The organism is Kitasatospora sp. NPDC059462 (assembly GCF_042749955.1).
Classification (GTDB): domain Bacteria; phylum Actinomycetota; class Actinomycetes; order Streptomycetales; family Streptomycetaceae; genus Kitasatospora.
In genome coordinates this window covers 13,903-38,924 of record NZ_JBHYUU010000064.1, presented here as the reverse complement: position 1 = coordinate 38,924, position 25,022 = coordinate 13,903, and the positions used below count along the sequence as shown (strand labels likewise).

The 25,022-nt window shown below is 71.5% G+C and carries 24 protein-coding genes and 1 pseudogene; 12 read left to right on the top strand and 13 right to left on the bottom strand.

The genetic code is table 11. The features are described from left to right. The 7 genes and pseudogenes from ACFXAM_RS18375 to ACFXAM_RS18345 all read left to right on the top strand — a co-directional run. A partial coding sequence (locus tag ACFXAM_RS18375) for a pirin family protein (protein WP_380292374.1) occupies nucleotides 1-675 on the top strand: 675 nt, incomplete at its 5' end. A 432-nt stretch (nucleotides 676-1,107) separates the two neighbouring features. Further along, a pseudogene (locus ACFXAM_RS18370) lies at nucleotides 1,108-1,473 on the top strand (major capsid protein); the annotation flags it as partial. A gap of 113 nt (nucleotides 1,474-1,586) precedes the next feature. Next, a complete protein-coding gene (locus ACFXAM_RS18365) occupies nucleotides 1,587-1,763 on the top strand; it encodes a hypothetical protein (protein ID WP_380292376.1) in 177 nt (58 codons plus the stop codon). Between the two features lie 667 nt (nucleotides 1,764-2,430). After that, entirely contained in the window at nucleotides 2,431-2,793 is a 363-nt protein-coding gene (locus ACFXAM_RS18360) for a hypothetical protein (RefSeq protein ID WP_380292372.1), read from the top strand. Then, a complete protein-coding gene (locus ACFXAM_RS18355) occupies nucleotides 2,790-4,460 on the top strand; it encodes a transporter substrate-binding domain-containing protein (protein ID WP_380292370.1) in 1,671 nt (556 codons plus the stop codon). Before ACFXAM_RS18360 ends, ACFXAM_RS18355 begins: the two co-directional genes overlap by 4 nt. A 253-nt stretch (nucleotides 4,461-4,713) precedes the next feature. Beyond that, on the top strand, nucleotides 4,714-5,151 hold the full coding sequence (locus ACFXAM_RS18350) for a hypothetical protein (protein WP_380292368.1): 438 nt from the start codon (nucleotides 4,714-4,716) through the stop codon (nucleotides 5,149-5,151). Between the two features lie 415 nt (nucleotides 5,152-5,566). After that, nucleotides 5,567-6,889 carry a glycoside hydrolase family 18 protein gene (locus ACFXAM_RS18345; protein WP_380292366.1) on the top strand — a complete coding sequence of 441 codons (1,323 nt, stop codon included), beginning with the start codon at nucleotides 5,567-5,569 and terminating at the stop codon, nucleotides 6,887-6,889. Nucleotides 6,890-7,443: 554 nt separating this feature from the next. On the opposite strand, the gene ACFXAM_RS18340 is transcribed toward ACFXAM_RS18345, so the two are convergent. The 9 genes from ACFXAM_RS18340 to ACFXAM_RS18300 form a co-directional block, all read right to left on the bottom strand. Beyond that, nucleotides 7,444-7,920 carry an MBL fold metallo-hydrolase gene (locus ACFXAM_RS18340; protein WP_380292364.1) on the bottom strand — a complete coding sequence of 159 codons (477 nt, stop codon included), beginning with the start codon at nucleotides 7,918-7,920 and terminating at the stop codon, nucleotides 7,444-7,446. Nucleotides 7,921-7,931: 11 nt separating this feature from the next. Then, a complete protein-coding gene (locus tag ACFXAM_RS18335; RefSeq protein ID WP_380292362.1) occupies nucleotides 7,932-8,243 on the bottom strand; it encodes an alpha/beta fold hydrolase in 312 nt (103 codons plus the stop codon). 184 nt (nucleotides 8,244-8,427) lie between these two features. Further along, the gene (locus ACFXAM_RS18330) at nucleotides 8,428-9,411 is read right to left on the bottom strand and encodes a GNAT family N-acetyltransferase (protein WP_380292360.1); all 984 of its coding nucleotides are present in this window, start codon (nucleotides 9,409-9,411) and stop codon (nucleotides 8,428-8,430) included. Nucleotides 9,412-9,562: 151 nt separating this feature from the next. After that, nucleotides 9,563-9,787, bottom strand: a complete 225-nt coding sequence (locus ACFXAM_RS18325) for an NUDIX domain-containing protein (RefSeq protein WP_380292358.1) — start codon at nucleotides 9,785-9,787, stop codon at nucleotides 9,563-9,565. Nucleotides 9,788-9,843: 56 nt separating this feature from the next. After that, nucleotides 9,844-11,247, bottom strand: coding sequence for an MATE family efflux transporter (locus ACFXAM_RS18320; RefSeq protein WP_380292356.1), 1,404 nt, complete (start codon nucleotides 11,245-11,247; stop codon nucleotides 9,844-9,846). Between the two features lie 8 nt (nucleotides 11,248-11,255). Beyond that, the gene (locus tag ACFXAM_RS18315) at nucleotides 11,256-12,287 is read right to left on the bottom strand and encodes a cysteine synthase family protein (RefSeq protein ID WP_380292354.1); all 1,032 of its coding nucleotides are present in this window, start codon (nucleotides 12,285-12,287) and stop codon (nucleotides 11,256-11,258) included. Between the two features lie 67 nt (nucleotides 12,288-12,354). Continuing rightward, complete coding sequence (locus ACFXAM_RS18310; protein WP_380292352.1) at nucleotides 12,355-13,701, bottom strand: Y4yA family PLP-dependent enzyme; 1,347 nt, start codon at nucleotides 13,699-13,701, stop codon at nucleotides 12,355-12,357. Next, the gene (locus ACFXAM_RS18305; protein WP_380292350.1) at nucleotides 13,692-14,681 is read right to left on the bottom strand and encodes an ornithine cyclodeaminase family protein; all 990 of its coding nucleotides are present in this window, start codon (nucleotides 14,679-14,681) and stop codon (nucleotides 13,692-13,694) included. The genes ACFXAM_RS18310 and ACFXAM_RS18305 overlap by 10 nt, the downstream gene beginning before the upstream one ends. Nucleotides 14,682-14,726: 45 nt before the next feature. Then, complete coding sequence (locus tag ACFXAM_RS18300) at nucleotides 14,727-15,716, bottom strand: TauD/TfdA family dioxygenase (RefSeq protein WP_380292348.1); 990 nt, start codon at nucleotides 15,714-15,716, stop codon at nucleotides 14,727-14,729. Between the two features lie 377 nt (nucleotides 15,717-16,093). Here ACFXAM_RS18300 and ACFXAM_RS18295 point away from each other — a divergent pair, with 377 nt between their 5' ends. The 4 genes from ACFXAM_RS18295 to ACFXAM_RS18280 are packed head-to-tail and all read left to right on the top strand — an operon-like array spanning nucleotide 16,094 to nucleotide 20,947. Further along, entirely contained in the window at nucleotides 16,094-17,653 is a 1,560-nt protein-coding gene (locus ACFXAM_RS18295) for an ABC transporter substrate-binding protein (protein WP_380292346.1), read from the top strand. Beyond that, entirely contained in the window at nucleotides 17,650-18,648 is a 999-nt protein-coding gene (locus ACFXAM_RS18290) for an ABC transporter permease (protein ID WP_380292344.1), read from the top strand. The genes ACFXAM_RS18295 and ACFXAM_RS18290 overlap by 4 nt, the downstream gene beginning before the upstream one ends. Nucleotides 18,649-18,698: 50 nt before the next feature. After that, nucleotides 18,699-19,490 carry an ABC transporter permease gene (locus tag ACFXAM_RS18285; RefSeq protein WP_380292342.1) on the top strand — a complete coding sequence of 264 codons (792 nt, stop codon included), beginning with the start codon at nucleotides 18,699-18,701 and terminating at the stop codon, nucleotides 19,488-19,490. Beyond that, nucleotides 19,487-20,947: an ABC transporter ATP-binding protein gene (locus tag ACFXAM_RS18280; RefSeq protein ID WP_380292340.1), complete on the top strand. Its 1,461-nt coding sequence runs from the start codon at nucleotides 19,487-19,489 to the stop codon at nucleotides 20,945-20,947. Before ACFXAM_RS18285 ends, ACFXAM_RS18280 begins: the two co-directional genes overlap by 4 nt. Nucleotides 20,948-20,961: 14 nt before the next feature. Here the strand turns inward: ACFXAM_RS18280 and ACFXAM_RS18275 are convergent, their stop codons facing one another. The 3 genes from ACFXAM_RS18275 to ACFXAM_RS18265 all read right to left on the bottom strand — a co-directional run bounded on the left by ACFXAM_RS18275 (nucleotide 20,962) and on the right by ACFXAM_RS18265 (nucleotide 23,047). After that, nucleotides 20,962-21,576 (bottom strand): MarR family winged helix-turn-helix transcriptional regulator, encoded by a 615-nt coding sequence (locus tag ACFXAM_RS18275; protein WP_380292339.1) that lies wholly within the window; start codon nucleotides 21,574-21,576, stop codon nucleotides 20,962-20,964. Between the two features lie 110 nt (nucleotides 21,577-21,686). After that, nucleotides 21,687-22,628: a M56 family metallopeptidase gene (locus tag ACFXAM_RS18270; protein WP_380292338.1), complete on the bottom strand. Its 942-nt coding sequence runs from the start codon at nucleotides 22,626-22,628 to the stop codon at nucleotides 21,687-21,689. Then, nucleotides 22,625-23,047: a BlaI/MecI/CopY family transcriptional regulator gene (locus tag ACFXAM_RS18265; RefSeq protein ID WP_380292337.1), complete on the bottom strand. Its 423-nt coding sequence runs from the start codon at nucleotides 23,045-23,047 to the stop codon at nucleotides 22,625-22,627. Before ACFXAM_RS18265 ends, ACFXAM_RS18270 begins: the two co-directional genes overlap by 4 nt. A gap of 325 nt (nucleotides 23,048-23,372) precedes the next feature. Between ACFXAM_RS18265 and ACFXAM_RS18260 the strand changes: the two genes are divergently transcribed. Then, nucleotides 23,373-23,537 (top strand): hypothetical protein, encoded by a 165-nt coding sequence (locus ACFXAM_RS18260; RefSeq protein WP_380292335.1) that lies wholly within the window; start codon nucleotides 23,373-23,375, stop codon nucleotides 23,535-23,537. A gap of 227 nt (nucleotides 23,538-23,764) precedes the next feature. Here ACFXAM_RS18260 and ACFXAM_RS18255 read toward each other — a convergent pair whose 3' ends face one another. Next, nucleotides 23,765-24,955 (bottom strand): TetR/AcrR family transcriptional regulator, encoded by a 1,191-nt coding sequence (locus tag ACFXAM_RS18255; RefSeq protein ID WP_380292333.1) that lies wholly within the window; start codon nucleotides 24,953-24,955, stop codon nucleotides 23,765-23,767. Nucleotides 24,956-25,022 lie beyond the last annotated feature (67 nt).

Sequence of the window (25,022 nt, the reverse complement as noted above, 5' to 3'; positions counted from 1 at the left end):
GACAGCCTCGGCAGCCTGCAGACCGTGCGCCCGCGCGAGCTGGGCCTGATGACCTCCGGCCGGGCGATCTCCCACTCCGAGGAGTCCCCCCGCCCCCACGCCCGCTACCTTCACGGCGCCCAGCTCTGGGTCGCCCTCCCCGACGCCCACCGCCACCGCGCCCCCGCCTTCGAGCACCACCCCGACCTGCCCACCGTCACCGCCCCCGGCCTCACCGCCACCGTCATCCTCGGCACCCTCGACGGCACCACCTCCCCCGGCACCACCCACACCCCCCTCGTCGGCGCCGACCTCACCCTCACCGCCGGCACCACCCTCGACCTCCCCCTGAACCCCGACTTCGAGTACGCCGTCCTCACCATGTCCGGCCAGACCGACGTCGACGGCGTCCGCCTCGACCCGGGCTCCATGCTCTACCTCGGCACCGGCCGCCCCCACCTCCCCCTCCACGCCCCCACCGACGCCACCTTCCTCCTCCTCGGCGGCGAACCCTTCGACGAGAAGCTCGTCATGTGGTGGAACTTCATCGGCCGATCCGGCGACGAGATCCTCCAGGCCCGCAACGACTGGGAGCAGGGCACCCGCTTCGGCCAGGTCCACGGCTACGACGGCGCCCGCCTCCACGCCCCGGCCCTCCCCGACATCCCCCTGAAGGCCCGTGGACGGGTGCGCTGAGCTGCGAAGATGAATCGATGGTCGCCTTCGTGCTCGCCGTTGCCGACAGGACTGTGTGGGCATCTGAAGGTCCATGGCAGAACGATTTCCGCTTCGCGTACTCGCCCCCTTGGGAGGCAAAGTGCAGGGCCTGTTGATTCTCAGGTCCACGCGTCTGTCGCAAGGTTTGCCCGTATCGATGCTGACCTGTTGCTGACTCTTCTGATGACTCATCAGCTTGAATTTGATTGCGGAGGAGAGGGGCAGGGCCTCCGGCGGTTGGTGCTCGGCGAAGGGCCCCACCAGGCGGCGCCGACCGGCTGATCAGGACAGGGCCGGGGCCGCTCGGATTGCCGGCGGCCGGTATCGGTGTCCTACTTCCTCACCGCCAGGCGTCAGGTCCACGCCGCGCCGCGACACGCTGCCGGACAGCCGCAGCGCCGTGCACCATCAATGGGTGCACGGCGCGCGTATCAAGAGCAACGGCCACCGGGTCAACACCGCGAAGTATCGCGCCTTCGACGCCAGTGTGGAGTTGGCCGAGCGGACCGCGTGGGAGACACCCGCGAGGGTCTGCTGCCTGCCCTGGGACAGAAGCTCATCGTCGGCGAGCAGCAGCAGATCCTGCTGGAGCAGTCGCACGGCGCCGACCAGGACCGGCTGGTCGAGTTGCTGTTCGATGATGCCGAGCGGCACATCGAGGCGATCCGTTCCCGCCTCGAACTCGCCGCCGGCGACGTCCTGCTGGACGGCCGCTTCACCCTTGACGCGGCCGCCGAGAACGGCCTGAGCATCGAGGTGGACTTCGGCGTTCCCTCCGGGAACATGCCGATGGCGCCGAAGCCATGGTCCGACCCGACCTCGGACCCGCTCGCCGACGAACTCGGCAGGCTCCAGCACACCTGGATGACCTCGGCGCCCCCGAGCCGGAGATGGTTCTCACCTCCAAGCGCGCGTTCTCCCAGCTGGCCCGTAACAACGCCTACCGGGCCGCGTACTACCGCTCCGTCAACCCGTCCACCACCCCGACCCGTACCCTCACCCTGTCCGAGGTCACCGCGGTGCCCAACGACTACGGTCTGCCGTCGGTGACCCCGTACAAGGCGTAGGTCAGCGTCGACGGAACGGCGACCAAGTTCCTTCCCGCCGACCGGTGGCCGGCGCGCTCGCCGTCGCCTGCGAGCACGGCATCAGCCACGTCGAGGTGTCGGACGGGTACGACTGCGGGTGGACCAGCCACCCCGATCCCGACAGGCCGCGCGCACCCTGCGGAGCGTGGACGAAGCCGCGGACTGGCCGATCTCCCACCCCAGACGCAGTCGCACCTTCAACCTCCACCGCGCCCCGAGAGAGTAGGCCGTCGGCCAGGGAGCATTGGCCGGAGTCCACGGCGGGAGCCCGGCCAGGCTAGGCCGCCCCCTGAGGATCATCTGATTGTTGGTTGGTGTGTCGTTGACCGATGCGCCGTGGGCGCGGACAGAGTCGTTGTTGCCGGACCGGACGCCGAGGAGGGGCGGGCGATGGCGTGATCACCAGCGGGTACTTCGATGCGGGCGTCGACGTACCGTACGGCGGCGCCGTGGATGGCAGTGCCACCGGAGTTCGGGTCGCGGAAGGGCGTCCAGAACCGGTTGTGGACATGGGCGGCGGACGGGACCTGGGAGGTGGAGTATCTTGGGGCCGGCGCGACTCCTGCGTGCCATGACGACTCGGTCAAGTGCCATCAATTTTAGGGGGGTTGCGGTGCCAGGAATGCCCGCTGGAGTGGAACTGAGAGTGGCTTTCGAGGGTTTGGGGGAGTCGGGAGCCGAGCCGCACGTGGTCGCGCTGCGCGACTGGCTGGCTTCTGAGGATGATCTGCGCGGCCGGGTGCGGCTCCAGCGACAGCCTCCCCTCCCTGGCCACATGGGTTCCGCCATGGAACTGCTGACGGTGACCCTCGGCTCCGGCGGCATCCTGGCCGTGCTCATCCAATCGGTGTGCTCCCGGCTCACCTCTCGCGGCACCGACATCAAAATCACGATCAGTGCTGAGGACGGGCGTCGGATCGAGGTGGACGTTCGGCGCGCAGCCGACCCGCAGGCACTCCTGCGGGAGATCGCGGAACAGTTTCCGGCGCCAGGGTCACAGTCTCGGTGACTGGCCCACGTTTCCCGGAGCGTGCGACGAGCCGGGCGGTACTCATCGGGGCTGGTACGTTCCGCGACCCCGAGTTGCCTGACATCCCCGCCGTGCAGGCAAACCTGGACGCGCTGCGGCGAACCCTCACCGACCCGGTTCATGGTGCGCTCGCGCCCGAACACTGCTTGGTGGTGGCCGACCCGAAGGACCAGGCCACCGTCGGCACCGCGCTGTCCCAAGCCGTTCGGGAGGCCGAGGACCTGTTGCTCGTCTACTACTGCGGACACGGCCTGCTCGACGAAGCCGGGATGCTCCACTTCGCCCTCACCGGAACCGACAACCAGAACGTCAGCTGGTCTGCGATCCATCTCGACCTTGTGAAACGGATGGTCGGTGGAGCTCGCGCCAAGGCCCGGGTACTCGTGTTGGATTGCTGCTTTGCCGGCAAGGCGATCTCCGCCATGGCCGGACCAAGTGGACTTACCTTGGGGCAGCTGAATCTGACTGGTACCTACACCCTGACTTCCACCACGGCCACCGCCCCCTCCCACGCGCCGCCCGACGCCGCCCACACGTCGTTCACCGGGTCGATGCTCCAAGCCCTGACAGTTCCCGGCCCACTCACCCTGGACGAGGTACACCACCACATCGACCAAGAGCTGGCCGGGCTCGGGCTCCCCCGCCCGCAGCGGCGCTCCGTCGGCGCCGTAGGAAGACTCTCCCTCGTCCGAGGGCCAGCCAGAGAGCCGGAGGCACCATCCACGCCTGACGCGCAGACATCGACTGGCGCGGACAATAGCTCAACAGCAACTCCAGCCTCCATCCGCCGAAAATGGGCATGGAGAACCGTCCCGGCCGTAGCAGTGCTGTCCGCCATGGCGGTATTGGGGAATCAACTGTGGGGCGGCCCGCATGCCAGTCCAAGCCTTTTCAGTGGCGACAGTGTGCGGGTCGGGCTGGAGACCAACACAGACAAATCCCTCTTCCCAATCCCCGCGTGGGGAAGATTCTCGGCCTTCGCCATGGAGACGGTAAAGGGGGTGCTGGAAGAGGCGAACATCAAATCGAGACCGACCCGCGTCGAGGTCCCGATGCTAGATCGACTTTCATCTGTGGAGCGCCATGAGGTCGACCTGAATGCCGCTCTCACCATCACGTCGGAGCGCATGGAACATGTCGAATTCGTGGGGCCTGTCGCTTCCGATGTGCTGGGCATATTGGTCCGAGGTGAGGACATGGCGCAGATCCGGACGATAGCCGACCTCAAAGGCAAGACGGTCTGCATGCCGGCGGGTTCAACGGCGAAAGAAACCATTGCGAGCGTAACATCTGAACCAATCCGCATGCTGGAGGAGTCGGACTTCTCTTCCTGTATCGAAGCCCTGAAGGGTGGGCGCGCCGATGCGACTACCGGAGGCATTTTGCCGCTCTCTGCATTTACGCTGGAGAACGTTGAACTCGCGGTTGTCCCGGGTCTCGAGATCGGTAGTCGCAGCCAATACGGAATCGCCCTGCCTAAGGGGTACGGCAAGGATTGCACACGCCTTCGTGACGCCCTGGTGAAGTACGTTGAGAGTGGTAAGTGGAAAGAAGAGTTCCGTTTCTGGCTATCCCACTCATCCCAGCCGGCGGAAAGGCTCCAGCCCGACACGGCCGAAATTGCCAGGTTGTCCTGCCGCGGTTGAGAACGGTCGCCCATGCTCCCCTCCTTTGAGGAGGAAGAGCACGCCTGGAGTGATTCGATGCTACCGGCGATGGTTCAGGCCGGTCCGATCCGGCACCCGTGCGGTGTTGCCGAACGGGCGCGCCCGAACGTTTGAAGCTCAGCCGAGTGGACGCGCGACTGCGGACTCGGCCGGCACGCCGTAGAGGGTGAATTGTGCGGGGGGCTTCACGGACGCCGTGTCTGCCGGATCCATGCCGGTAATCGTCAGAGGCATGAAGAAGCCCCTTGCGGCCGCCCTGGTCGCCATGGCTGTTGTCCTGGCTCTGCCGTCCCCGGCCGCGGCCTTCCCGACCTCCCCCGCCGACACGCCGGCGCTGGCGTGCAGCAGAGGTACGGTCGACCTGGCGCACCCGCCGGTCGACGTACCGGTCGACCAGCTCTACGAGGTTGCCAGGAGGCTGGGGATGACCGAGACGCCTGACCATGCCGGATACGGATGTGACCAGGCCATTCGGGTCTACCCGGACGGTCCCGTCCATGACTACCCCGGGTACGGCCCGGTCGTGCTCCGCAGCAACGAGAAGTCCCCGTCCCAGGTGTACTGCACCAACTCGGTCAGCGCCGTCGGCCTTCTCGACCCCGTCACGCCGGTGCGTGTGGTGATCGGAGCAGGGTGCGTCGTGGAGACCAACCCGTTCGTCATCGATTGACCGCACGTACCACCAGACGTACCGCGCTGTTCGAGGGCTCGGACGCCGGCGTCACAGCTGCCGGCGTCCGAGCCCTTCCCGGTTCTCGGTCGCAGGCTCCGGCCGGCGAGCGCCGCTCCCGCGCCGGTCCGTCCCGCAGGCCTCATCGGCGGCCAGTGGTTGCCCGCCCGGCCGGCCGGTAGGGCTCGGCGGCTGCCACTGTGTCAGCAGACCGCTGCCACCTGGCCGGTGAGAATCGCGTCACGCGTTCTCCACCGCGTGCTGCGCCGCCTGATCAACTGATGACCCACCAGTTCCCGGGAGGGCTGGGCCACTTCGCGTGATCGGACCCTCTTGTGCGCGCCCCCGGCATGGACTAGATCTCTACTCGCGATTGGTACAGACCATCTGACCCCACTCGGACAAGGCCACCAGCATGTTCAGACGCACCTCCGCGTTCCTGGCGACGGCTCTGCTCGCCTCGCTCGTCGCGGGTCCCGCGACCGCTCACGCCGATGACGACGACAGCCGCCGGCTGCCCGGCCACCGGGTGGCCTACTTCACCGCGTGGAGTGCCTACAGCGGCTTCTCCGCCAAGAAGGTCCAGGACTCGGGCCAGGCGGCGAAGCTGACCGTGATCAACTACGCCTTCGGCAACATCTCCCCCGAGGGCACCTGCTTCGAGGACAACCTGGCCGACCAGGCCGACGCCTGGGCCGACTACCAGCGCCCGATCGCCGCGGCGGATTCGGTGGACGGCGTCGCCGACACCGAGGACCAGCCGCTGAAGGGCAGCTTCAACCAGCTGCGGAAGCTGAAGGCCAAGAACCCCCACCTGAAGGCCGTCATCTCGATCGGCGGCTGGGGCTGGTCCAAGTACTTCTCGGACGTGGCCGCCACCGACGCCGCCCGCAAGAAGTTCGTGGCCTCCTGCGTCGACCTCTACATCAAGGGCAACCTGCCGCAGCTGGGCTCGCCGGAGGGCGGCCCGGGCAGCGGTGCGGGCGTCTTCGACGGCATCGACCTCGACTGGGAGCACCCGGGCGGCGACGGTCTGCCGGACAACTCGGTGCGCCCCGAGGACGGCCGCAACTTCACCCTGCTGCTGGCCGAGTTCCGGCGGCAGCTGGACGCGCTGGGCAACGGCGGGCGTGGGCGCCACCTGCTGACGGCCGCCGTCGCCGCCAACACCGACATCGCGGACCGGCTGGAGCTGAAGAAGGTCGCCCGCCACGTGGACTACCTGAACCTGATGACCTACACCATGCACGGCTCCTGGGAGCCGCAGGGCCCGACCAACCACCAGGCCAACCTCTACACCGACCCGGCCGACCCCTCCGGCCCCGGCAACAGCTACAGCGCGGACCGGGTGGTGCAGCACTATCTGGCCGGCGGCCTGCCGGCCCGCAAGGCGGTGCTCGGGGTGCCGTCCTGGGGCTACGGCTGGACGGGAGTGCCCGCCGGTGCGAAGCACGGCCTCTACCAGCCCGCCACCGGCATGTCCCCGCGCGGCGGCGGCCAGCTGCCCTACAAGGCCATCAAGGACCTTCCGGGCGCCGTGCACACCGACCGCCAGTACGGCGCGGCCTGGAAGTACGACGGCACCGAGTTCTGGACGTACGACAACCCGGCCACCGCCGCCCAGAAGGCCCGCTACGCCCGGCTGAACGAGCTCGGCGGTGTGATGGTCTGGTCCCTGGACGGGGACGACGCCCAGGGCTCGCTGATCGCCGCACTGGACCGCGGTCTGCGGCGCTGACCTGCGGTGATAATCCGGCGGCGGGCGGGGTGACCCGGCCGCCGCCAGGCGCGGCGGCCGAAACCCGCAGGCTCCCCACCGCCCGCGCGGGCACTGTCCCCGCCGCCCGCAACGCTGGCCGGCCGCGGTGGCCGGCTGCAGGCCGAACCCGGTCCCCAGGACGGCCGGGGGCAGGTCCTGGGCGAGAGCGATCAGCGCGGTGGCACGGCCCCGGCCGGACGGGGACGTGCTGGGCGGCAACGCGGCCGCCGAGTGTGGCGGCGGAGATGCGCTGTCCGGGGCGGGCACCGGGGAAGGGCCGACGGCGCGGGGCGTTCGCGATTCAGCCGGCATTCGACGCAACTCCGCATACTCGACAGCGCAGCCGTCACTGTGCAGCACAAAAATGCGATCGCCGCCGGGCACAACGCCGCACCGCGGCAGCCTGCCCCCGTACGGCGGTCGGCCCTCGGCCCACGGACGCTGCCCATCCCCGCCATGACCGGCGCCCGGCACCTGGAGTGGGATCCCCCCAACCATGCACATCCGCCTCAGCGCGGACGAGACCGACGCCATCACTGCCTTCCCCTCTCCGGGGAGCGCCGGACGGGGGAGCGGTCGCCGGGCGCCGTGACGGCGGTGACGGGGGAGGATGGGATCCGGCCGGGCCAGATCGCGTCCCAGAGCACCTCGCGGGCGTGGACGTTGGTGTGCATCTGGCGGATGGCGCCGGCGGTGGTGACCACCTGGGCGCCGAAGCGTTCGGCGAGCTGGCCGGCGGTGAACCAGTGGTCGCCGTGTCCGTGGGTGGCGACGATGTGGGTGAGGTGCTTGCCGCTCGCCTCGACCCAGTCGCCGACGTCCCGGGCCTGCTCGCGGGTCAGCGGCGGGTCGACGAGCACGGCGTCGTGCCGGCCGTGGACGAGGGTGACCGCGAGGGGCTGGAAGGCACGGGGCCGTCCGTCGGGCAGCGGCCCGGGCCCGTGCATCGGCAGCGGGTCGGCGACGTACACGTCGTAGCCGAGGCCGGTGGTGGTGGTGGAGGAGGACATGGCTTCTCCTGTCAACGGGGGCGATGGGGCGGGTGGTTCACGTGCGGGGCCACGAAGGAGCCCAGGGAGAAGCCGAGGAGGTCGACCCGGGTCAGCTCCAGGGCGTCGAGGAAGGCGAGGGCGTCCACGGCCATCTGCGCGACGGTGCCCGGCGTAGTGCCGCTGGTACCGCCGACACCGGCGTTGTCGAAGGCGATGACGCGCCGGCCCCGGGCCAGGGCGTCGACCAGCGCCGGGTCCCAGTTGTCGAGGTTGCCCCGGAAGTGCATCAGCAGGACGAGCGGCACCCCGCCCTCGCTGAACCGGCGGACGTCGGACGGCAACGGTCCGACGCGTCGGCGGCACCACCTCAGTTGTCGACTGTCGGTGCCCAGCTGGGCTGCGAGGTGCCGCGTACGCCAAGAAGCCGGTCGGCGAAGACACGCTCAACGCCGCACGCCGTGTCGAAGATGAAGTGGAGCCATTGTCGAATCCTGTGAATGACCGGACAACCTGACGGCCGGGCGATCAAGCAAGCGGCTTGCGGTAGCGGACGTACTCGTTCCGCCGCCGGAACCCGACACTCTCGTAGAGGTCGTAGGACCGGTGCGGGTTTTCCGTGCCCGTGAACAGCCGGGCGGTCGTTGCGCCCTGCTCGCGAAGGCTCCGCAGCCCGTCCAGCAGGAGGACCCGGCCGATTCCGAGGCGTCGCCGGTCCGTCCGGACACTCAGCTCTTCCACCTCGCCCACGGTGCGGTCGTGACGGCGGATGGAGCAGAGGGCGACGCCGACCAGGTCCTGCCCCTTCCAGGCGGCCCTCCAGCATGCCGGGTCGGCGGTGTCGACGAAGTCCTGGAAAGGCCATCTCCGAGTGAAGCCTGTGTCCGCGTACGAATCGACGACCGTCCTCCAGGCTGCACGGTAGTGGCTCGTGCCGATCGGCCCCGTCCGTATCCCGGCCGGCAGTTCGCTGCCCGGGTCGGGCACCTGCTGCAGATCGCCCAGCTCCAGCTCGACCAGGCTGAAGACACGTCGGTAGCCGGCTGCGCGCAGCAGCGCCGTGGCGTCCTGCTCGGAGGCCATGGCGTTCGCGCCGATCACTGCCGTCCGCGCCGTTCCGTGCTGGTCGACGAGCCGGCGGATCCGCTCTTCGGCCCAGTTCAGCATGGCTGAGCCGATGCCCTGGCTGCGATGTGCGGGCAAGAGATAGCCGCGGTGCAGGTACAGCCACGTATCGTCGCGCTCCTGCCACCACCGGATCGTCGAGTAGCCGACGACGCGGCCGTCGAGCACCACCAGGATCTGGTTCTCGGACGGCTCCTCCACCTTGGCGGAAGCTTCGGCGATCTCGGCCGCGGTCGGGAGCCCTTCCACAACCGAATGGACATCGATCCGGTCCCGTTCCACACATCCCAGCCGCACCGCAGCCATGGCGCCGTGGTCTTCGTCGCCACGATACGGCCGGAACCCGAAGCCGACCGGAAGGCCCTGTCCTGCCATGCCGTCCAACATGACCGGATGCTCTCGAACTTCGGGGCAGGTCCGCCACTTTATTCACGCCGCGGTCGTCTTCGGCCGTTCAATGAGTCTGCCGCGTTCGAAGCGGGCCCCGGCGCGGGACGAGGACAACGAGACGGTGCATTCACGGCCCGCCAGCCGGGGGTCATTCTGGCGGACTCGACGAGCTTGAAGACCATCGCCAGGGCGGAGACGGGGGTCGAGGGTGGAGCTCTGGATGGCACCGGTGCCGCTGGTCGGTCGGATGGTGCGGTTCGGTGGTGCGGTGCATCGGCTGCCTCTCTTGTCCGGTTTCCTCCCGGGCTTCCCGCAGCGCGGCGGCCTCCGGGATCTCGCCCGGCCGGATGCTGCCGGCCGGGACCTGGCGCATGTCGCGCGTGAAGCCCTCCTCCGGTCCGGCTCCACTGTGTCTGGACCAGCCGCGATTCAGCCGGTGATGGCCGGCTCGTGGACGCCGGCTGCCTTGGCGGTGAGGGCGAGGCCGTAGCGGCGCAGCAGCAGGACGGCGGTGGTGGCAAGGCCGATGAGCAGGCCGAGCCACAGGCCGCGGGTCTCGCCGCCGAGTGGGTAGGCGAGGAGCCAGGCGGCGGGCAGGCCGACGAGCCAGTAGCCGATGAGGGTGATGCGGAAGCCGCTCTTGGTGTCGTCGAGGCCGCGCAGCAGGCCGACGCCGATGTTCTGCGCGCAGTCGAAGAACTGGAGGACGGCGACGACGGCGAGGAGGCTGGTGGCGATGTGCAGGCCTTGCTGGTCGGCGGCCGTGCCGGCGTCGAAGTAGGGCCGCAGGACGAGGTCGGGGACGGCGAGATAGGCGATGCCGACCAGGGTGGTGACGACGGCGCCGCACGCGAGGGCGGTGTTCTTGATCCGTCGGGCGGCCGCGTACTCGCCGAGGGCGAGTTCGCGGCTGACGTTGATGGAGGCGGCGTGGGAGAGGCCGACGGCGACCTGGAAGACGATGTAGATGAGCTGGTTGACGGCGGTGTGGGCGGCGAGGGCGGCGGCGCCGAAGCTGCCGGCGAGCAGGGCGGTGACGGAGAAGAAGCCGGCTTCGGAGCCGTAGGTGGCGGCGATCGGGGTGCCGAGGCCGAGCAGGCGCCGCACGGTGGGCGGGTCGGCACGCCAGAAGTCCAGGCTGAGCAGTGGTGCCAGCCGGGGGTCGCGGCGGGCGGAGGCGTAGAGGGCGAGGAAGGAGAGCAGGTAGACGCTGCTGGTGGCCACTCCGATGCCGGTGAGGCCGAGCTCGGGCAGGCCCCAGGTGCCGTGGATGAAGGCCCAGTTGAGGGCGGCGTTGATCGCCACGGAGGCGATGGTTATGCGCAGCAGGGCCTGGGGGCGGCGCATGCCGACGGTGAACTGGCGGATCGCCTGGAACCAGAGGCAGGGCACCAGGCCGGGTGCCAGGGCGGCGAGCATGCCCTGGGCGCGGTGGGCGACGTCGGCGTCCTGGCCGAGGAGGGTGGCGGCCTGCCCGATGAGGACCATGAGGACGGCGCCCGCGAGGCCGGCGAGGGTGGCGACGGCCATGGCCGCCCTCACCAGGCCGCGTACCTCGTCGCCGTCTCCGGCCTCACCGGACTTCTCGGCGCGGGCTGCGGCGGCCGCGACCTGGTTGCCGACGGAGGTGACGAGGCCGACGCCCATGGTGCGCAGCTGGTTGAAGATGACCAGGGCGAGGCCGCCGGCGGCGAGGGCCTCGGTGCCGAGGGCGCCCATCATGATGGTGTCGGTGGTGGTGAGGGCGACCTGGGCGAGCTGGGTGAGGGCGAGCGGGACGGCGAGGGCGGCGAGGGCGCGGCCGTCGCGGGCGAGGGTGGTCAACTGCTGCATGGTGAGGCTCAGTTCCTGCGGAGTTTGGTGAGGACCTCGTCGATCCCGGCTTCGACCTCGGGGACGAGGAGGCCACGGGCGGTCATCCAGTCGTCGTTGAAGACGGTGTCCATGTACTTCTCACCGCCGTCGTTGATGAAGGCGACCATAACGGTGTCGGGGGCGAGCCGGGGCAGCCGGTCCAGCGCCTCGTGCACGACGCCGCCGGCGGAGCCGCCGATGAGCAGGCCGGTGCGGCGGGCGACGACGCGGGCGGTGGCGAAGGCCTCGACGTCACCGACCTTGACGCCTTCGTCGATGAGGTCGTAGTCGACGAGCAGCCCGATGGTGGCGCCTTCGGGGGTGCCGGTGCCGGACTGGTAGTAGTCGTGGGCGGGAGGGCCGAAGGCGATGGAACCCTTGGGTTCGACGCCGACGACGGCGACGTCCGGGACGCTCTTCTTCAGCTCCCGGGCGGTGCCGCACAGTCCGCCGCCGGTTCCGACGGCGCCGATGAGCACGTCGACGCGGTTGTCGAGGGCCTGGGCGATCTCGCGGCCGACGGCGTAGTAGCCGACGGCGTTGCTGGGGTTGTTGTGCTGCTCGGTGAAGAAGGTGTTGTCCTTGCCGCGGGCCATGTCCTCGGCGAGTTCCTCGCGGGCGGCGGTGTGGAGTTCCTCGCCGTCAGTGTCGGCGTCGACGTAGACCAGTTCGGTGCCCATGGCCTTCATGCCGCGCAGTTTGTCGGTGGCGGCGTGGTTGTCGACGACGGCGGTGAAGCGGTAGCCGCGTTCGGCGGCGACGACGGCCAGGCCGAGGCCGGTGTTGCCGGAGGTGGACTCGATGATGTGGCCGCCCTCGCGCAGTTCGCCGCGCTGTTCGGCGTCGAGGACCATCTGACGGGCCATACGGATCTTCGCGCTGCCGGTGGGGTTGAACATCTCCAGCTTCAGCAGCAGGCGGGCGCCGTTGTCGGCCCGGGCGAGTTCGAACAGCGGGGTGTAGCCGATGAGGTCGGAGATCCGGCTGACCACCGGGGGGCGGGTCAGGGCGTCGGTCATGGCGTGTGGCTCCGTGGGGCAGTGCGGACGGGGCAGGCGTGGCGGTCGGGCGTGGCGGGCGGGCGGGTCAACCGGCGGGTCGGCGGTCGAGACGCCAGCGGGGCCGGCCGTTCGCGTCGGGGTGGTCGATGACGACCTTCGGCGGCAGCGGCAGCTCGTGGAAGGGGGATTCGTTGGAGTCCATCTGGTAGCCGGCGGTGTTGGGGTAGACGAGGAGGTCGCCGAACCGGGGCCGGGTGGGGAAGCGGATCCTCCGCCAGGTCAGCAGGTCGGAGTCCAGGCAGCTGGCGCCGCCCACGCAGGCTTCGTACGGGCCGTCCTCGCGGTCCCCTCGGGGCAGCAGGGCGGGCTCGGGCAGGTACTCGCTGTTGAACCACTGCTCGGACAGGCTGAGGCTGGTGCCGTCGACGGTGACGATGCCGTACCCGGTGCGGTCCTTGACGCCCTGGACGCGGAAGACCGAGGATCCGGCCCGGTCGAGCAGGGCGCGGCCGGGCTCCAGCAGCAGCATCACCCCGGCCTGGCGCAGGCGCTCGGCCAGGCTCGCCCCTGATCCGCCCGGGTGGGTGGCGAGGATCGCGCGCAGCGCGTCGGCGCCCGCGACGGGGGAGTGGTAGGGGTAGAAGTCGCCCGTGGTGAAGGCCTTGTGGCCGTGGTAGTGCTCCGGGTCGTTCTCGGCGAGGAAGGTGTCCCAGGCGTCGGCCGGGACGTAGTCGACGGGGAAGCCGCCGCCGATGCTGATCCGGTCCGCCTGCAGGCCCAGCGCCCGGGCCTCAAGGGAGAGTCCGACGAGCTCGCCGGCGAGGTCGGCGCGTTCCTGGATCTCGTAGCCGGAGAGGTGGAAGCTGAATCCCTCCATCCGGACGGCGTCGCCGGCGTCGGCGCACCGCTGTAGTGCCTCGTGCAGTTGGGCGTCGTCGAGGCCGAAGCGGCTGCGGCGCTGGGAGGGTGGGTGGCGGCGCAGGAGCACCCGCGCGGGCCGGTGGCCCGCGAGGGCGAGGAGCCGTTCCAGTTCGTCGAGGGCGTCGACGGCGATCAGCGCGCCCTGCCGGACGGCTACGTCCAGCAGTTGCCCGGACTTGGCGGGGCCGGTGACGACGAGGTCCTCGCCGCGCACCCCGTACCCCAGTGCCTCGCGCAGCTCGCCGAGGGAGGCGACGTCGACGCCCGCGCCCGCGGCGGCGCAGCGGTCGATGAACACCGCGGCCTTGTTGGCCTTCTTGGCGTAGTGGACGCGGCCTTCGACGCCGGCCTCGGTGAGGGCGGCGCGGAAGTCGGCCAGGTTGGCGTCGAAGCGTTCGGGCAGCAGGTAGTGGAAGGGGCCGCCGAGGCCGTGGGCGAGTTCGTGGAGCAGGCCGCTGGTGTGGAGGCGGTCGGCGAGCGGGTCGGGGTGTGCGGGCAGGGTCAGCGCCACAGGGCCACCTCGGTTCCGAGGTCCTGGTCGGTGGCGAGCTGGGCGAAGCGGTGGCCGAGGGCGATGTCGGTGACGACGAGTCCGCTGTTGTAGGCGAAGATCCGCTGCTCGGGGGCGGTACGGGCCTTGGAGACGCCGGAGATGACGACGGGCAGCTCCAGGTCGACGGCGGGGAGGTTGCCGTCGGTGTCCGCCATGTCGGTGCCGGTGACGTGCATCTGGGCCTCGCTGGTCGCGATCACCCGGTCCGCGCGGTGGAGGGTGGAGGGCGCGAGGCCGTGGCCGACGAGTATCGACACCGTGCCCGGCCGCAGCCAGTCGGCCTCGACGGCGGCCGGGGTGTGGGCGCCGGCGGTGGCGACGATGACGTCGGCGTCGCGGGCCGCGGCCTTGAGGTCGGTGACCAGCTCGATCGCGCGGTCGGGGAAGTGGCGGGCGAGTTCGGCGCGGACGGCGGCGATGCCGTCGGGGTGGGTGCCGGACAGCAGCAGCCGTTCCAGCTTCGGCAGGGTGGTGAGCAGGAACGGCAGCGCGAGGCGCCCCTGGGTGCCGGTGCCGATGACCAGCGCGGTCGAGGAGCCGGGGGCGGCGCACTCGCGGGCCAGCAGCGCGGAGACGGCCGGGGTGCGCAGCGAGCCGATGCGGGAGCAGTCCATCATCGCCACGGGCAGGCCGGTGACGTCGTCGTAGATGGTCAGCGTCGTGTAGTAGTGCTGGTTGTCGCGGCTCTCGTGCAGGCCGTGCTTGTACGAGGTCTTGATCGCGACGACGTTGCGCACGCCGTCACGGCCGAGCATGGCGTAGGAGACGGAGTGGCCGTCGGCGGGTTTGACGGTGAGCTTGCGGGGGTTGTCGGACTCGCCGGCGGCCAGGGTGCGGTAGGCCTGTTCGACGGTGTCGACGACATCGGAGAGGGCGATGTCCAGGCCGGCGAGGTCGCTGGTGGACAGCACGCGCAAGGTGGTGTCGTCCCGGTTCATGACGGTGCCCTTTCGAGGTGGTGAGGCGGCGTCGGTGGTGGTGGTTCAGGCGGCCCAGGCGGTGAGGGCGGCCTGGCCGTAGCCGTGTTCGTCGTGCTCGGCGAGCGGGCGGGTGGGGCGGCCCTCGACGCGGACCGAGGCGCGCTTGAGCCAGCGGTCGGTGCCGTCGTAGCGGGCCTGGAAGGGGACGCGGCCGTGGACGACGAGGTCGTTGTCGACGACCAGGACGTCTCCGGGCTCAAGGCTCACCGCGACCGATACCCGGGCCAGCTCCTGGCCCAGGCGTTCGTACGCCTCGCGCCACGCCTGGTCGGCCTTCTCCAGCGGGGTGTAGGCGGGGTCGTAGCGCATGGTCAGGCCTTCGGGCGAGTCGAAGAGCGTGGGCACCGGCGCGGGCCGGCCGCCGAACTTCCGGGCCTGCTCGTAGGCGTCGTCGGGAAGGATCGGTGCGACGGGCCGCCGCAGTTGCTCCAGGTCGGCCTGCGCGAGCTCGGTCAGGCGCACGCTGGCGGCGGTGGTGGCGATGCTGTCGTGGTTGCGCATGCAGCACAGCAGCAGCAGGTGCGCCCGCCCGGGGTGGAAGGCGTCCTCGGTGTGCGGGGTGAGCAGCACCGCACTGGAGGCGCCGGTCTGCTCGCTCTCGTGGCCGGGCGAGGGAACGATGTTGTGCACGAAGCGGCCGTCCTGCTGGCCGTCCCAGGCGATCGGGGTGCCCATCAGGGCGGAGACGAGCAGCAGGGCGACGTCCCACACCGCACCGGCGTCGGCGACGGTCGACCAGTGGCCCGGGGTCGGGCCGAGCCCCGTGTCGTCGATGACCAGGCCGCGCAGGACGAACAGGCCGTCGGCGGCGCCGACCGGGCGCAGCTGACGGCGCAGCGGCTCGCTGAACCGGGCACACGCGAGGGGCAGGTCGGCCAGCAGGGCCGGGCTGGTCGCCGAGCCGTGGAAGGCCAGCAGCTCGGCGGCGGTGGTGGTGAGTTCCTCAGCGGCGGCGGTGTCGAGGCGGCGTACCGGGGCAGGGCAGGTGGGCACGGTGGGGCCTTCCGGGGACGGGAGAGGAAGTGCGGGGTGCGGGCAGGTGGCATCACCGCGCCGGTGCGGGACGGCGGCGGGAGCTTTGCGGGGGCGTGGTCCGGGGCGGCTCGAACGGTCCGGAGGCAGGAACGTAACAACGACTCCGAAGTAAGGCAAGCCTTACTCGGCTGGATGTCTACGTTTACGTAGTCTCAGTTTCGGGTGGCGGCGCACGTGCCGCGCGGGGTCAATTCGCCTGCTCAGGAGCCGCTTTGCGCGGTAGGGGGCGCAGGGTCCGGAGGGAGTTGCGCTCCGCCCGGCGGCTTGCATCCTGGCTGAAACTTAGGGTAGGTAAACCTAAGCAAATCGAGCGCGACCCGAAACGAGGATCGAACGTGGGCGTCACCAGACGACAGCTGCTGTGGGCCGGTGCCGGCATCGGGGCGGTCGGCGCACTCGCTGCCTGCGGTAGCGGCCCGGGAGGATCCAAGGACACCGCCCCCTCCGGCGGGGCCTCCCAGCAGCCCCGCGCAGGAGGCACGTTGAAGGTCGGCGCGCTCGGCAAGGCCTCGGCGGTCACCCGCGATCCGCACGGCACCCAGGCCAACGAGAGCGACTACCTCATCATCAGCCTGGTCTACGACACGCTCGCGATACCCGGGGCCACGGCCAACACCGCCCCCCGCCTCGCCGCCTCCTGGAAGCCGTCGGACGACCTCAGGACCTGGCGCTTCACCCTCGCCGACGGCGCCACCTTCCACGACGGAACCCCTGTCACCGCCGACGACGTCGTCTGGTCGCTCAAGCGCCTGCGCAACACCCCCGCCGGCAAGAGCCGACTGCCGGGCATCCAGCCCGAGGGCATCACGGCCGAGGACGCCAGGACCGTCGTCCTGGTCTCCGACTACCCCAACGCCGACCTGCCGCTGCTCACCCGCCTGACCACCTTCGTCCTCAAGAAGGACACCAAGGACGACGCCATCGCCGGCGCCCCCGGCACCGGCCCGTTCAAGCTCGACTGGTACCGCGACGGCAACGCCCGTCTGGTGCGCAACGACCACTGGTACGGCGGCACGGTCCTCCTCGACGCCGTCGAGGTCCGCCTGTTCGAGAGCCCCCAGGCCATGGCCAACGCCCTGCTCGCCGGACAGATCGACGTCGCCTCCAACGTCGGCGCCGTCGCCGCCCGAACCGCCGAGGCCCGCAAGGACGTCCAGATCGTGCGCCGCCCCAACGACATGGCGATGCCCATCGTCATGCGCACCGCCGACGGCCCGTTCGCCGACGCCCGGGTGCGCGAGGCCCTCAAGCTCGCCGTCGACCGCGACGCCATGGTCAAGCAGGTCCTCTCCGGCTACGGCAGCGTCGCCAACGACATCCTCGGCACCGGCGACCCCGCCTTCGCCAAGGACATCCCCCAGCGCACCCGCGACCTCGCCAAGGCCAGGCAACTGCTCGCCGACGCAGGCTTCGACACCGCCAAGACCTACGACCTGATCACCACCGAGGACATCGCCGGCCTCGCCGAGTCCGCGACCCTGTTCGCCACCCAGGCCCGCGAGGCCGGAGTGAAGATCAACGTCGTGAAGCAGGACTCCAAGGTCTTCTGGGACGACACCTGGCTCAAGGGCACCCTCTACACCACCTACTGGGGCACCAACGACTCCGTCGTCTTCTTCGCCTCCAAGACGATGCTCTCCGACGCCGGCCAGAACGAGTCCGGCTGGAACGAGCCCAGCTTCGACGAGACCTACCGCAAGGCCATGGGCACCGTCGACGCCACCGAGCGCGGCAAGCTGCTGCACCAGCTCCAGGAGACCGAGTTCGCCAAGTCCGGCTACCTGCTGTGGGGCATGGCCGACGGCATCGACCTCGCCGGCGCGGCCGTCCGCGACCTGCCCAAGCTCCCCGGCTACGGCCGCGTCCAGCTCGAAAAGACCTGGCTGGCGCGTTGACCACCCTTCACCCCGCGGACGCGCCGGCGTTCCGAAGCCTCCTGGCCCGCATCCTCCCCGGTGCGGGCCGGGTCGCCCGGCAGGCCGCCCGGCGCCTGGTGCTGCTCGTCGTCCTGCTCGCCGCGGTCTTCGCCGCCATCGAACTGCTGCCGGGCGACGCCGCCGGCGCGACCTCCGACCGGGGCGTCACCGCCGCGGACCTCGCCGCCCGCCGCACCGCCATGGGCCTCGACCGCCCGGTCGCCGAACGCTTCTGGGACTGGATGACCGGCCTGCCCACCGGAGACCTCGGCACCACCGCCCGCGGCCGGCACGTCACCGACGTCCTGGCCGGCCCCTTCCCCAACACCCTCCTGCTCGGCACCCTCGCCCTCGCCCTCAGCACCGCCGGCGCCCTCGCCCTCGGCGGCTGGGCCGCTCTGCGCCCGGGCGGACGCACCGACCGCGCCGTCGACGCCCTGTCCACCGCCGCGTTCGCCCTGCCGGAGTTCGTCGTCTCCGTGGCCCTGCTCCTGCTGCTGTCCCAGTGGACCGGCTGGCTGCCCGCCGTCACCATCACCGGCCCGGACGGCAGACCCGAGTCGTGGACGATGATCGTCCTACCGCTGCTCTCCCTGGCCGTCCCCCAGATCGGCTGGAACACCCGCATCGTGCGCGGCGCCCTCGCCGACCAGGCCGCCCTGCCACACGTCCAGGCCGCGATCCTCGACGGCCTGCCGCGTCGGCGCATCCTCAGCCACCACATGCTCCCCGGCGCCCTGCCCGCCGTCGCGGTCGGCATCGCCACCTCCGCGGGCATGCTGCTGGGCGGCACCGTCGTCGTCGAGACCCTCTTCAACTACCCCGGCATCGGCGCCGTCCTCGCCGGAGCCATCACCGACCGCGACACCCCTCTCGTCGCCGGAGTCGTGGCCGCCGCCGGCGCCTCCATCAGCCTGCTCCTGCTCCTCGCCGACACCGTCCGCACCACCGCCCTCGGAGACGAGCGCCGATGACCGTCCCCACCAAGCCCGCGGCACCCGCGCCCACCTGACGGGCGGGGCGCGTGCTCCTGCCCGCCGTTCCGGCCCTGCTGCTCGTCGCCCTCGCCCTCGCCGGCCCACTCCTGGCCCCGCACCCGATCGACGCGCCGGTCGCCTTCCCCTACGCCGAAGCGGGCGGTGACGCGCCACTGGGCGGAGACCAGCTCGGCCGCGACGTCCTCAGCCGCCTCCTGAGCGGCGGCGCGCCCCTGATCGCCACTGCCCTGGCCATCGCCCTCATCGTCACCGCGGCCGCCACCGCCACCGGCATCATCGCCGCCCTGCGCCCGGCCCTCGGCCGGTGGATCGAACGCGCCGCCGACCTGACGATCCTGCTGCCCTCCGTCCTCGCCATCATGCTCATCGCGCTGGCCTGGCCCGCCGGCGGACGCCTGGCCGTCGCCGCGGCCGCCACCCTGCTCGGCATCCCCTACGCGGTACGGATCGTCTCCGCCGCGGCCGCACCCATCGCCACCACCGGCTACGTCGAAGCCGCCGCGGCAGGCGGCGAGAACCTGTGGCACCTCACCGTGCGCGAGGTCCTGCCCAACCTGCGCTCCACCGTCATCGCCCTGTTCGGCCTGCGCTTCGTCGAAGGCATCTACATCGTCTCCGTCGCCGCCTTCCTCCAGCTCGGACCCCAGCCCCCGGAAGCCGACTGGGCACTGATGATCCGCGAGAACGCCGCCGGCATCACCCTCAACCCCTGGGCCGTCGGCGCGCCCTGCCTGGCCATCGGCCTGCTCGCCATCAGCGTCAACCTCGCCGCCGAAGCCCTCGCCCCCGCCCGGCCCACCCCGGAGACCCCGCTGTGAGCACCCCCGCCCCTGCCGCCCACGCCACCGCACTGTCCATCACCCTGCACGGCGCGCACCTGCTCACCGACGCCGGCCTCACCCTCACCCCCGGCCGCATCACCGCCATCACCGGGCCCTCCGGCGCCGGAAAGACCACCCTCCTGCGCGCCCTCACCGGCGCCCTCCCGCCCGGCGCGCACGTCACCGCCGGACACCTCACCGTCCTCGGCCACGACATCCTCACCCTCCCACCCGAGGAACTGCGCCGCCTGCGCCGCCACCAGCTCGCCTTCGTGGGCCAGGACCCCGGCTCCGGACTCAACCCCCGCATGCGCGTTGCACACCTCATCACCGAAACCGCCGCCGACCGCCGCAGCACCTCCGTACCGGACCTGCTGCGCGCGGTCCACCTGCCGCTCGGCGAGGGAATCGAACGCCGCCGCCCGGCAGCCCTGTCCGGCGGACAGCAACGGCGCGTCGCCCTCGCCCGAGCCCTCGCCCGACGCCCGGCGATCCTCCTCCTCGACGAACCCACCGCCGGCCTCGACCCCGCCCTGCGCGACGACATCGCCGACCTCCTGCGCGACATCGCCACCACCGGCACCATCGCCATCGCCCTCACCAGCCACGACCCCGACTTCGTCGCCCGCTGCGCCGACGACGTCCTCGCCCTGCGGCCCGCCCGCCCCACCACCGCCCCGACCGAAGCTCCGGCCCCGGCCGGGCGTCGTCACACCGACACCCCCGCGACCGAGCCCGTCGTCGAGGTGACGGCGCTCCACGCCACCGTCGGCACGGGCCGCGACCGCCACCACGTCCTGACCGGCCTCGACCTCACACTGCGGCCCGGCACCCTCACCGGCATCACCGGCCCGTCCGGCTGCGGCAAGACCACCCTGCTGCGCACCCTCGCAGGCCTCCACCGGCCCGACGCCGGCAGCGTCACCCTCGGCGGTGCACCTCTGGCCCCCTCCTACCGGCGCCGCGGCCGGGACCAGCGCCGCCGCATCCAGCTCGTCCCCCAGAACCCGCTCGGCGCCCTCAACCCCGCCCACACCGTCGGCGCCACCCTCGCCCGCCCGCTGCGCCTCCACTTCGCCCTGCCCGCCGACCGCTGCGCCGCGCGCGTCGCCGAACTGCTGACCGCGGTCGGCCTCACCCCCGACCACGCCGCCCGCTACCCCCACGAACTCTCCGGCGGGCAGCGCCAGCGCGTCTCCATCGCCAGGGCGCTGGCCGCCGAACCCGACGTCCTGCTCTGCGACGAGATCACTTCCGCCCTCGACGCCGACACCGCCGACGGCATCATGGACCTCCTGCGCGACATACGGGACAGCAGGGGCCTCGCCGTGGTCCTCGTCAGCCACGACCTTCCCCTGGTGTCCGCCCACGCCGACACCGTGCTGCCACTCGGGCTCTGCAAGCCGGCGTCGCCCGCCGACCAGGACCCGGTTCCGAGCCCGGTCCCGAACTGAACGCGGCCGTCGCGTCAGGGCCGGGCGGATGTCCGGTGGCCAGGGGCCGCGTCCGCCTCCCCGGCCGCACCGGCGCTCCCGCCCACACCGGCGCTCCCGCCCACCGGAGCCCACGTCCGGCGGCCGCCTGCTGTAAGTACCCAACCATTCCCGGCCCCCTGGGGCTGCGCGGGTCGCTCGGCCGCACGGGCGGCGGCCGCGCACACCCGTCGGAGCAGGGAGTTCAGCTCGGCGCGCTGCCCCTTCGTCAAGGACGTCAGGAGATCCTCCTGCACCGCCGACGCGTCGCCGTGGAGCACCTCCAGAGCGGCCCGGCCGGGCGCGGTGATCGCCAGGACCTCCTGCCGCCCGCCGACGTGGACGACCATCGACTGCAGCAGGCGTGCCGACAGCAGGTCGTCGAGCGCCTGATCCGCCTCCGGCCCGGGAGCGCTCACGCGGCTGGTGAGGTCGTGGCGGCCGTGCGGCCCCAGTTGGGCCAGCACCGACAGCAGCGTGTGGTGGACCGGGGTCAGCCCCCGCACGTCCAGCCGTGCCGCCAACAGCCGGTCGACCGTCCTGCCGGCCTCGGCGAGAAGGTAGACGGACTGCTCGAACGGACTCGACGACGCGTTCCGCCCGTCGTACACACCATGTCCCCATCATCGGAAAACTCGGCGCTCCGGGCGCCGAAGGGTAAGCCGAGGCTCACCATACCCAGGCCTCCGACAGTTGGTCTACATTAATGTCGTCACACCGGTCATCGGCCGGTGATCTGCTCCGCGGCATACTCCACGTGCTCGTGCAGGCCGTAGGCGAGACCGGCGGCCAGCAGGGCGGAGAACACGATGACGGCGAGGAGCCCGACGGCGGCCGCGCGCGGTCCGCGGCCCCTCGGCGCGGCAGGCTCCGGTGCCAGCAGAGCCTCGACCCGGCGAGGAACCGGCCCCGTCCGCACGGAGAAGACCCCGCCCCCGTACGGCCCGGTGCCGACGGGGCCGGCCAGTGCGGCACGGGCGATGGCGGTCGCGGCCGTGCGCCGGTCGTCCACCGCCCGGGCCGCGGACTCGTCCGCCCACCGCTCCAACTGGAACTCCAGAGCGGCGCGCAGCCGCCCGATCGCCGGATGGACGGCGGCGGTCAGGTCGAGGATTCCCGACAGCAGGTGGTGCCGACCGCTCAGATGGGCTCGCTCGTGCGCGAACAGCACCGCTCGTTCCGATGGCCCCAGCGCCCTGAGCATGCCCTCCGTCACGACGACCCGGCCGGCGCGCCCGCGGTGACCGGGCAGGGCGAACGCCTCCGCCTCCGCACCCGGGACGACGAGGAGGTCGCCGTCCGCCACTGCGTCGCCGGTCAGCCCCCACGCGCGCGACAGCAGCGCCCGCTGGCGACGCGCCGCCAGCCAGACCCGGACCGCCTGCGCGGCGAGCACAGCCCCGGCCGCACAGGAGACCGGAACCACCGCCGGCCAGTGGGTGACGACCCGGCCCAGGCTCATGTGCTCCAGTCCCGCCAGGAACGGCACGTGGAAGAGGCCGGCCAACGCCGCGACGGTGCCGCCCGCGAGCACCGCCGCCGCCCCGGTGAGCGCGAAGGCCGCCCCGCGGGGCGGAAGAAGTCGGGCCAGCCGGTGCGCCGCGGGCACCGCCGCCCAGGGGAGCACCAGAGCGAGCGCGACGACCACGAGGAACAGTGTCATGCTCCGCCTCCGGGATCCTCCTGGCCCGCTGCGGTCGAGGGGCGTTCGCTCTGGGCCTCCAGGATGAGACGCCGCAGAGCGTCCCCGTCATCGGCGGACAGCGAGGACACGAATCGCTTGAGCACGAGATCCCGCTGCGGCTCCTTCTCCAGTTCCCGGCGCATCCGGCCGGCGGCCAGGCCGGCGGCGTCCGAGACGGGCGCGTACGCGAAGGAACGCCCCGGCCGGCTACGGGACAGGGTCCCGTTCTCGTGCAGGCGGGTGAGGATCGTCGCCACCGTCGTACGCGCGAGGTCCTGACGCAGGGCACCCTTGACCTGCTGGGCGGTCAGCGGCTCCCCGGCTGCCCACAGCACCGCCATCACATCCGCCACGAGCTCTCCGTGCGGGCGCCTGGCCTCCTGGCCGTCCCTCGCCATCTCTCTCCCTGTTCCCCTGCCGCCCGACGGGCACATCCCGGACGCCCCCGCCTGGCGTCGGCGAGAAAGGGGACGGTCTGCATTGGTCAGGCGTGCCTCATCTCACTTTACGGGACCGTGTTGGCAGACCGACGAGGCCCGCAGGAGGTGGTGGCTGAGAGGGTGCGGCCGCCCAGGTGCCCTTCGTTCGCACCGGTATGACGACTGAGTCCGACGGGTGGTGCGCGCTCCCCTTCCGGGTGGCTCCTCCGCCGTGGTGCGGTAGGGAGCGGGCCGAGTTGAGAGACAAGGGAGATCCGCCCTGCTCAAAGGAGAAGCGAGCCCTATGCGCAAGATCATGTACACAGCCGTGTCCCTGACGGTAGCCGCCCTGTTCACGGTTGGAACGGCGGGCGTCGCCGCGGCCGACATCGACTTCGAAACGGTGACCTACGCCGAACCCGGGACCAACGCCTTTTCCTCCCTCGCTGTCGGCAGTATCGGGGACTGACAGACCGCTTCGGCTCGCAGCGGCGGGCAGGGAAGGCGTTGCCGACTGAGGCCGTCTCCCCGAAGCACGCCGCCCGGGTCGGCCAGGTGCTCGACCACGTACTGGCGCACGTCGTCGAGCACTCTGTCCGCGTTCCAGCTGATCCGGTGAAGGCCTCGACGACCTTGTGGTCGAAGGTGCCCGTGCGGCGGCTGCTGCGCGGCGTGCTCGACGTCGCCCGCCGGCCGTCAGCCCGAGGACGGCGCAGTCCCGACCGGACCGCCCTGCCGGGCGGCGGGCAGTGCGCTCCCGATCAGGGTCCCCAAGTCGATGGCATCGGGTTCGTAGAGCCAGGCGATCAGCCCCCCGAGCGCGAGCGCGACCAGCCACTGTGCGCTCGTGCGCGCTTCCTCCTCGCCCAGCGGCTGCGCCGCCGCGAGGTCGTCCGCCGTGCTGGCGAGGCTGTGGGCGAGCCGCTTGGCCATCCGGGCGTGCGCAGGGTGGGAGGGCACGGTGGCTTCGCACATGAGCACGATCTCCGCAGCGGCCTGCCAGCGGGGACGGTCCAGCAGCACCCGGAGCCGGCTGTAGGGATCCGGTTCGTCCTCCACGGGGGCGATCAGGTCTGTGAGGACCAGGTCCAGGAGTGCGCGCTTGGTGGGGGCGACGTGCACGAGCGCGGCCTTGGTGAGTCCGGCCTCCTCCGCGACGGCCTGCATGGAGGTGTCGTGGTAGCCGTGGCGCGCGTACAGGCGCGCCGCGGCCTCGACGGCCCGAGCGCGTGAGGTCCGCTCCGGCGGCGTGTCTGTGTTCGCGGTGTCCGCCGGCCGAGGTGCGGGCCACGGCAGGGCGGGCGCGGGCGGAAGCCCGTTCGCCTTCATCTCCTCTTCGTGGGCGGCGAGTTGGGCGGGGATGTCGATGAGGCCGGGGAAGTAGAGCGAGAGGATCTGCAGGCCGTCCCACGCGGCGCCGAGTTGCTGGACGGCCAGCCTGGCCGAGCGTTCGTCGCCCCCGGAGCCGCTGAGCATCTGCACGCCCAGGCGGGTGCCGACCCGTTGGCGCGTGCGCATGAGGTCGTGGCCGGGGTGCTCGGGGCTGGTCGCCTCGCCGAGCAGCGCGGTGAACAGGGGGATCCAGCCGCGCGCGTCGGCATTGCGTCGCGCCGTCTCGGCCGCGGAGGGGGACGTGCCCGCGGCGTCCGCGCCGGCCGCGATCCAGTCGCGGTGCTCGCGGTCGAGGCGGTCGACGAGGGCGGTGAGGATCTCCTGCTTCGTGGCGAAGTGGCGCAGCAGCGCCGGGTGGGAGATCCCCGAGGCCGCGGCGATGTCGCGCAGCGACGTGGCCCGGTAGCCGGAGCTGATGAACAGCTCGTGGGAGGCGTCGAGGACGCGTTCGACGCGCTCTCGTCCGGTCCGGTAACTGCCCCGCTTCATTGCCATCGCTCCAGTATCGCCGCTGTGTTAACCTTCCCAAAACTTACCACCTCGCTGGTAACTTTTCGTTTCA

What these genes read in the sequence shown, in the direction of transcription:
- ACFXAM_RS18270 (WP_380292338.1), bottom strand. Translation starts at nt 22,628, where the DNA reads ATGACACTGTTCCTCGTGGTCGTCGCGCTCGCTCTGGTGCTCCCCTGG.
- ACFXAM_RS18315 (WP_380292354.1), bottom strand. Translation starts at nt 12,287, where the DNA reads ATGACCGACGCCCTGACCCGCCCCCCGGTGGTCAGCCGGATCTCCGAC.
- ACFXAM_RS18365 (WP_380292376.1), top strand. Translation starts at nt 1,587, where the DNA reads ATGGTTCTCACCTCCAAGCGCGCGTTCTCCCAGCTGGCCCGTAACAAC.
- ACFXAM_RS18265 (WP_380292337.1), bottom strand. Translation starts at nt 23,047, where the DNA reads ATGGCGAGGGACGGCCAGGAGGCCAGGCGCCCGCACGGAGAGCTCGTG.
- ACFXAM_RS18255 (WP_380292333.1), bottom strand. Translation starts at nt 24,955, where the DNA reads ATGGCAATGAAGCGGGGCAGTTACCGGACCGGACGAGAGCGCGTCGAA.
- ACFXAM_RS18305 (WP_380292350.1), bottom strand. Translation starts at nt 14,681, where the DNA reads ATGAACCGGGACGACACCACCTTGCGCGTGCTGTCCACCAGCGACCTC.
- ACFXAM_RS18320 (WP_380292356.1), bottom strand. Translation starts at nt 11,247, where the DNA reads ATGCAGCAGTTGACCACCCTCGCCCGCGACGGCCGCGCCCTCGCCGCC.
- ACFXAM_RS18325 (WP_380292358.1), bottom strand. Translation starts at nt 9,787, where the DNA reads ATGCGCCAGGTCCCGGCCGGCAGCATCCGGCCGGGCGAGATCCCGGAG.
- ACFXAM_RS18330 (WP_380292360.1), bottom strand. Translation starts at nt 9,411, where the DNA reads ATGTTGGACGGCATGGCAGGACAGGGCCTTCCGGTCGGCTTCGGGTTC.
- ACFXAM_RS18350 (WP_380292368.1), top strand. Translation starts at nt 4,714, where the DNA reads ATGAAGAAGCCCCTTGCGGCCGCCCTGGTCGCCATGGCTGTTGTCCTG.
- ACFXAM_RS18260 (WP_380292335.1), top strand. Translation starts at nt 23,373, where the DNA reads ATGCGCAAGATCATGTACACAGCCGTGTCCCTGACGGTAGCCGCCCTG.
- ACFXAM_RS18345 (WP_380292366.1), top strand. Translation starts at nt 5,567, where the DNA reads ATGTTCAGACGCACCTCCGCGTTCCTGGCGACGGCTCTGCTCGCCTCG.
- ACFXAM_RS18340 (WP_380292364.1), bottom strand. Translation starts at nt 7,920, where the DNA reads ATGTCCTCCTCCACCACCACCACCGGCCTCGGCTACGACGTGTACGTC.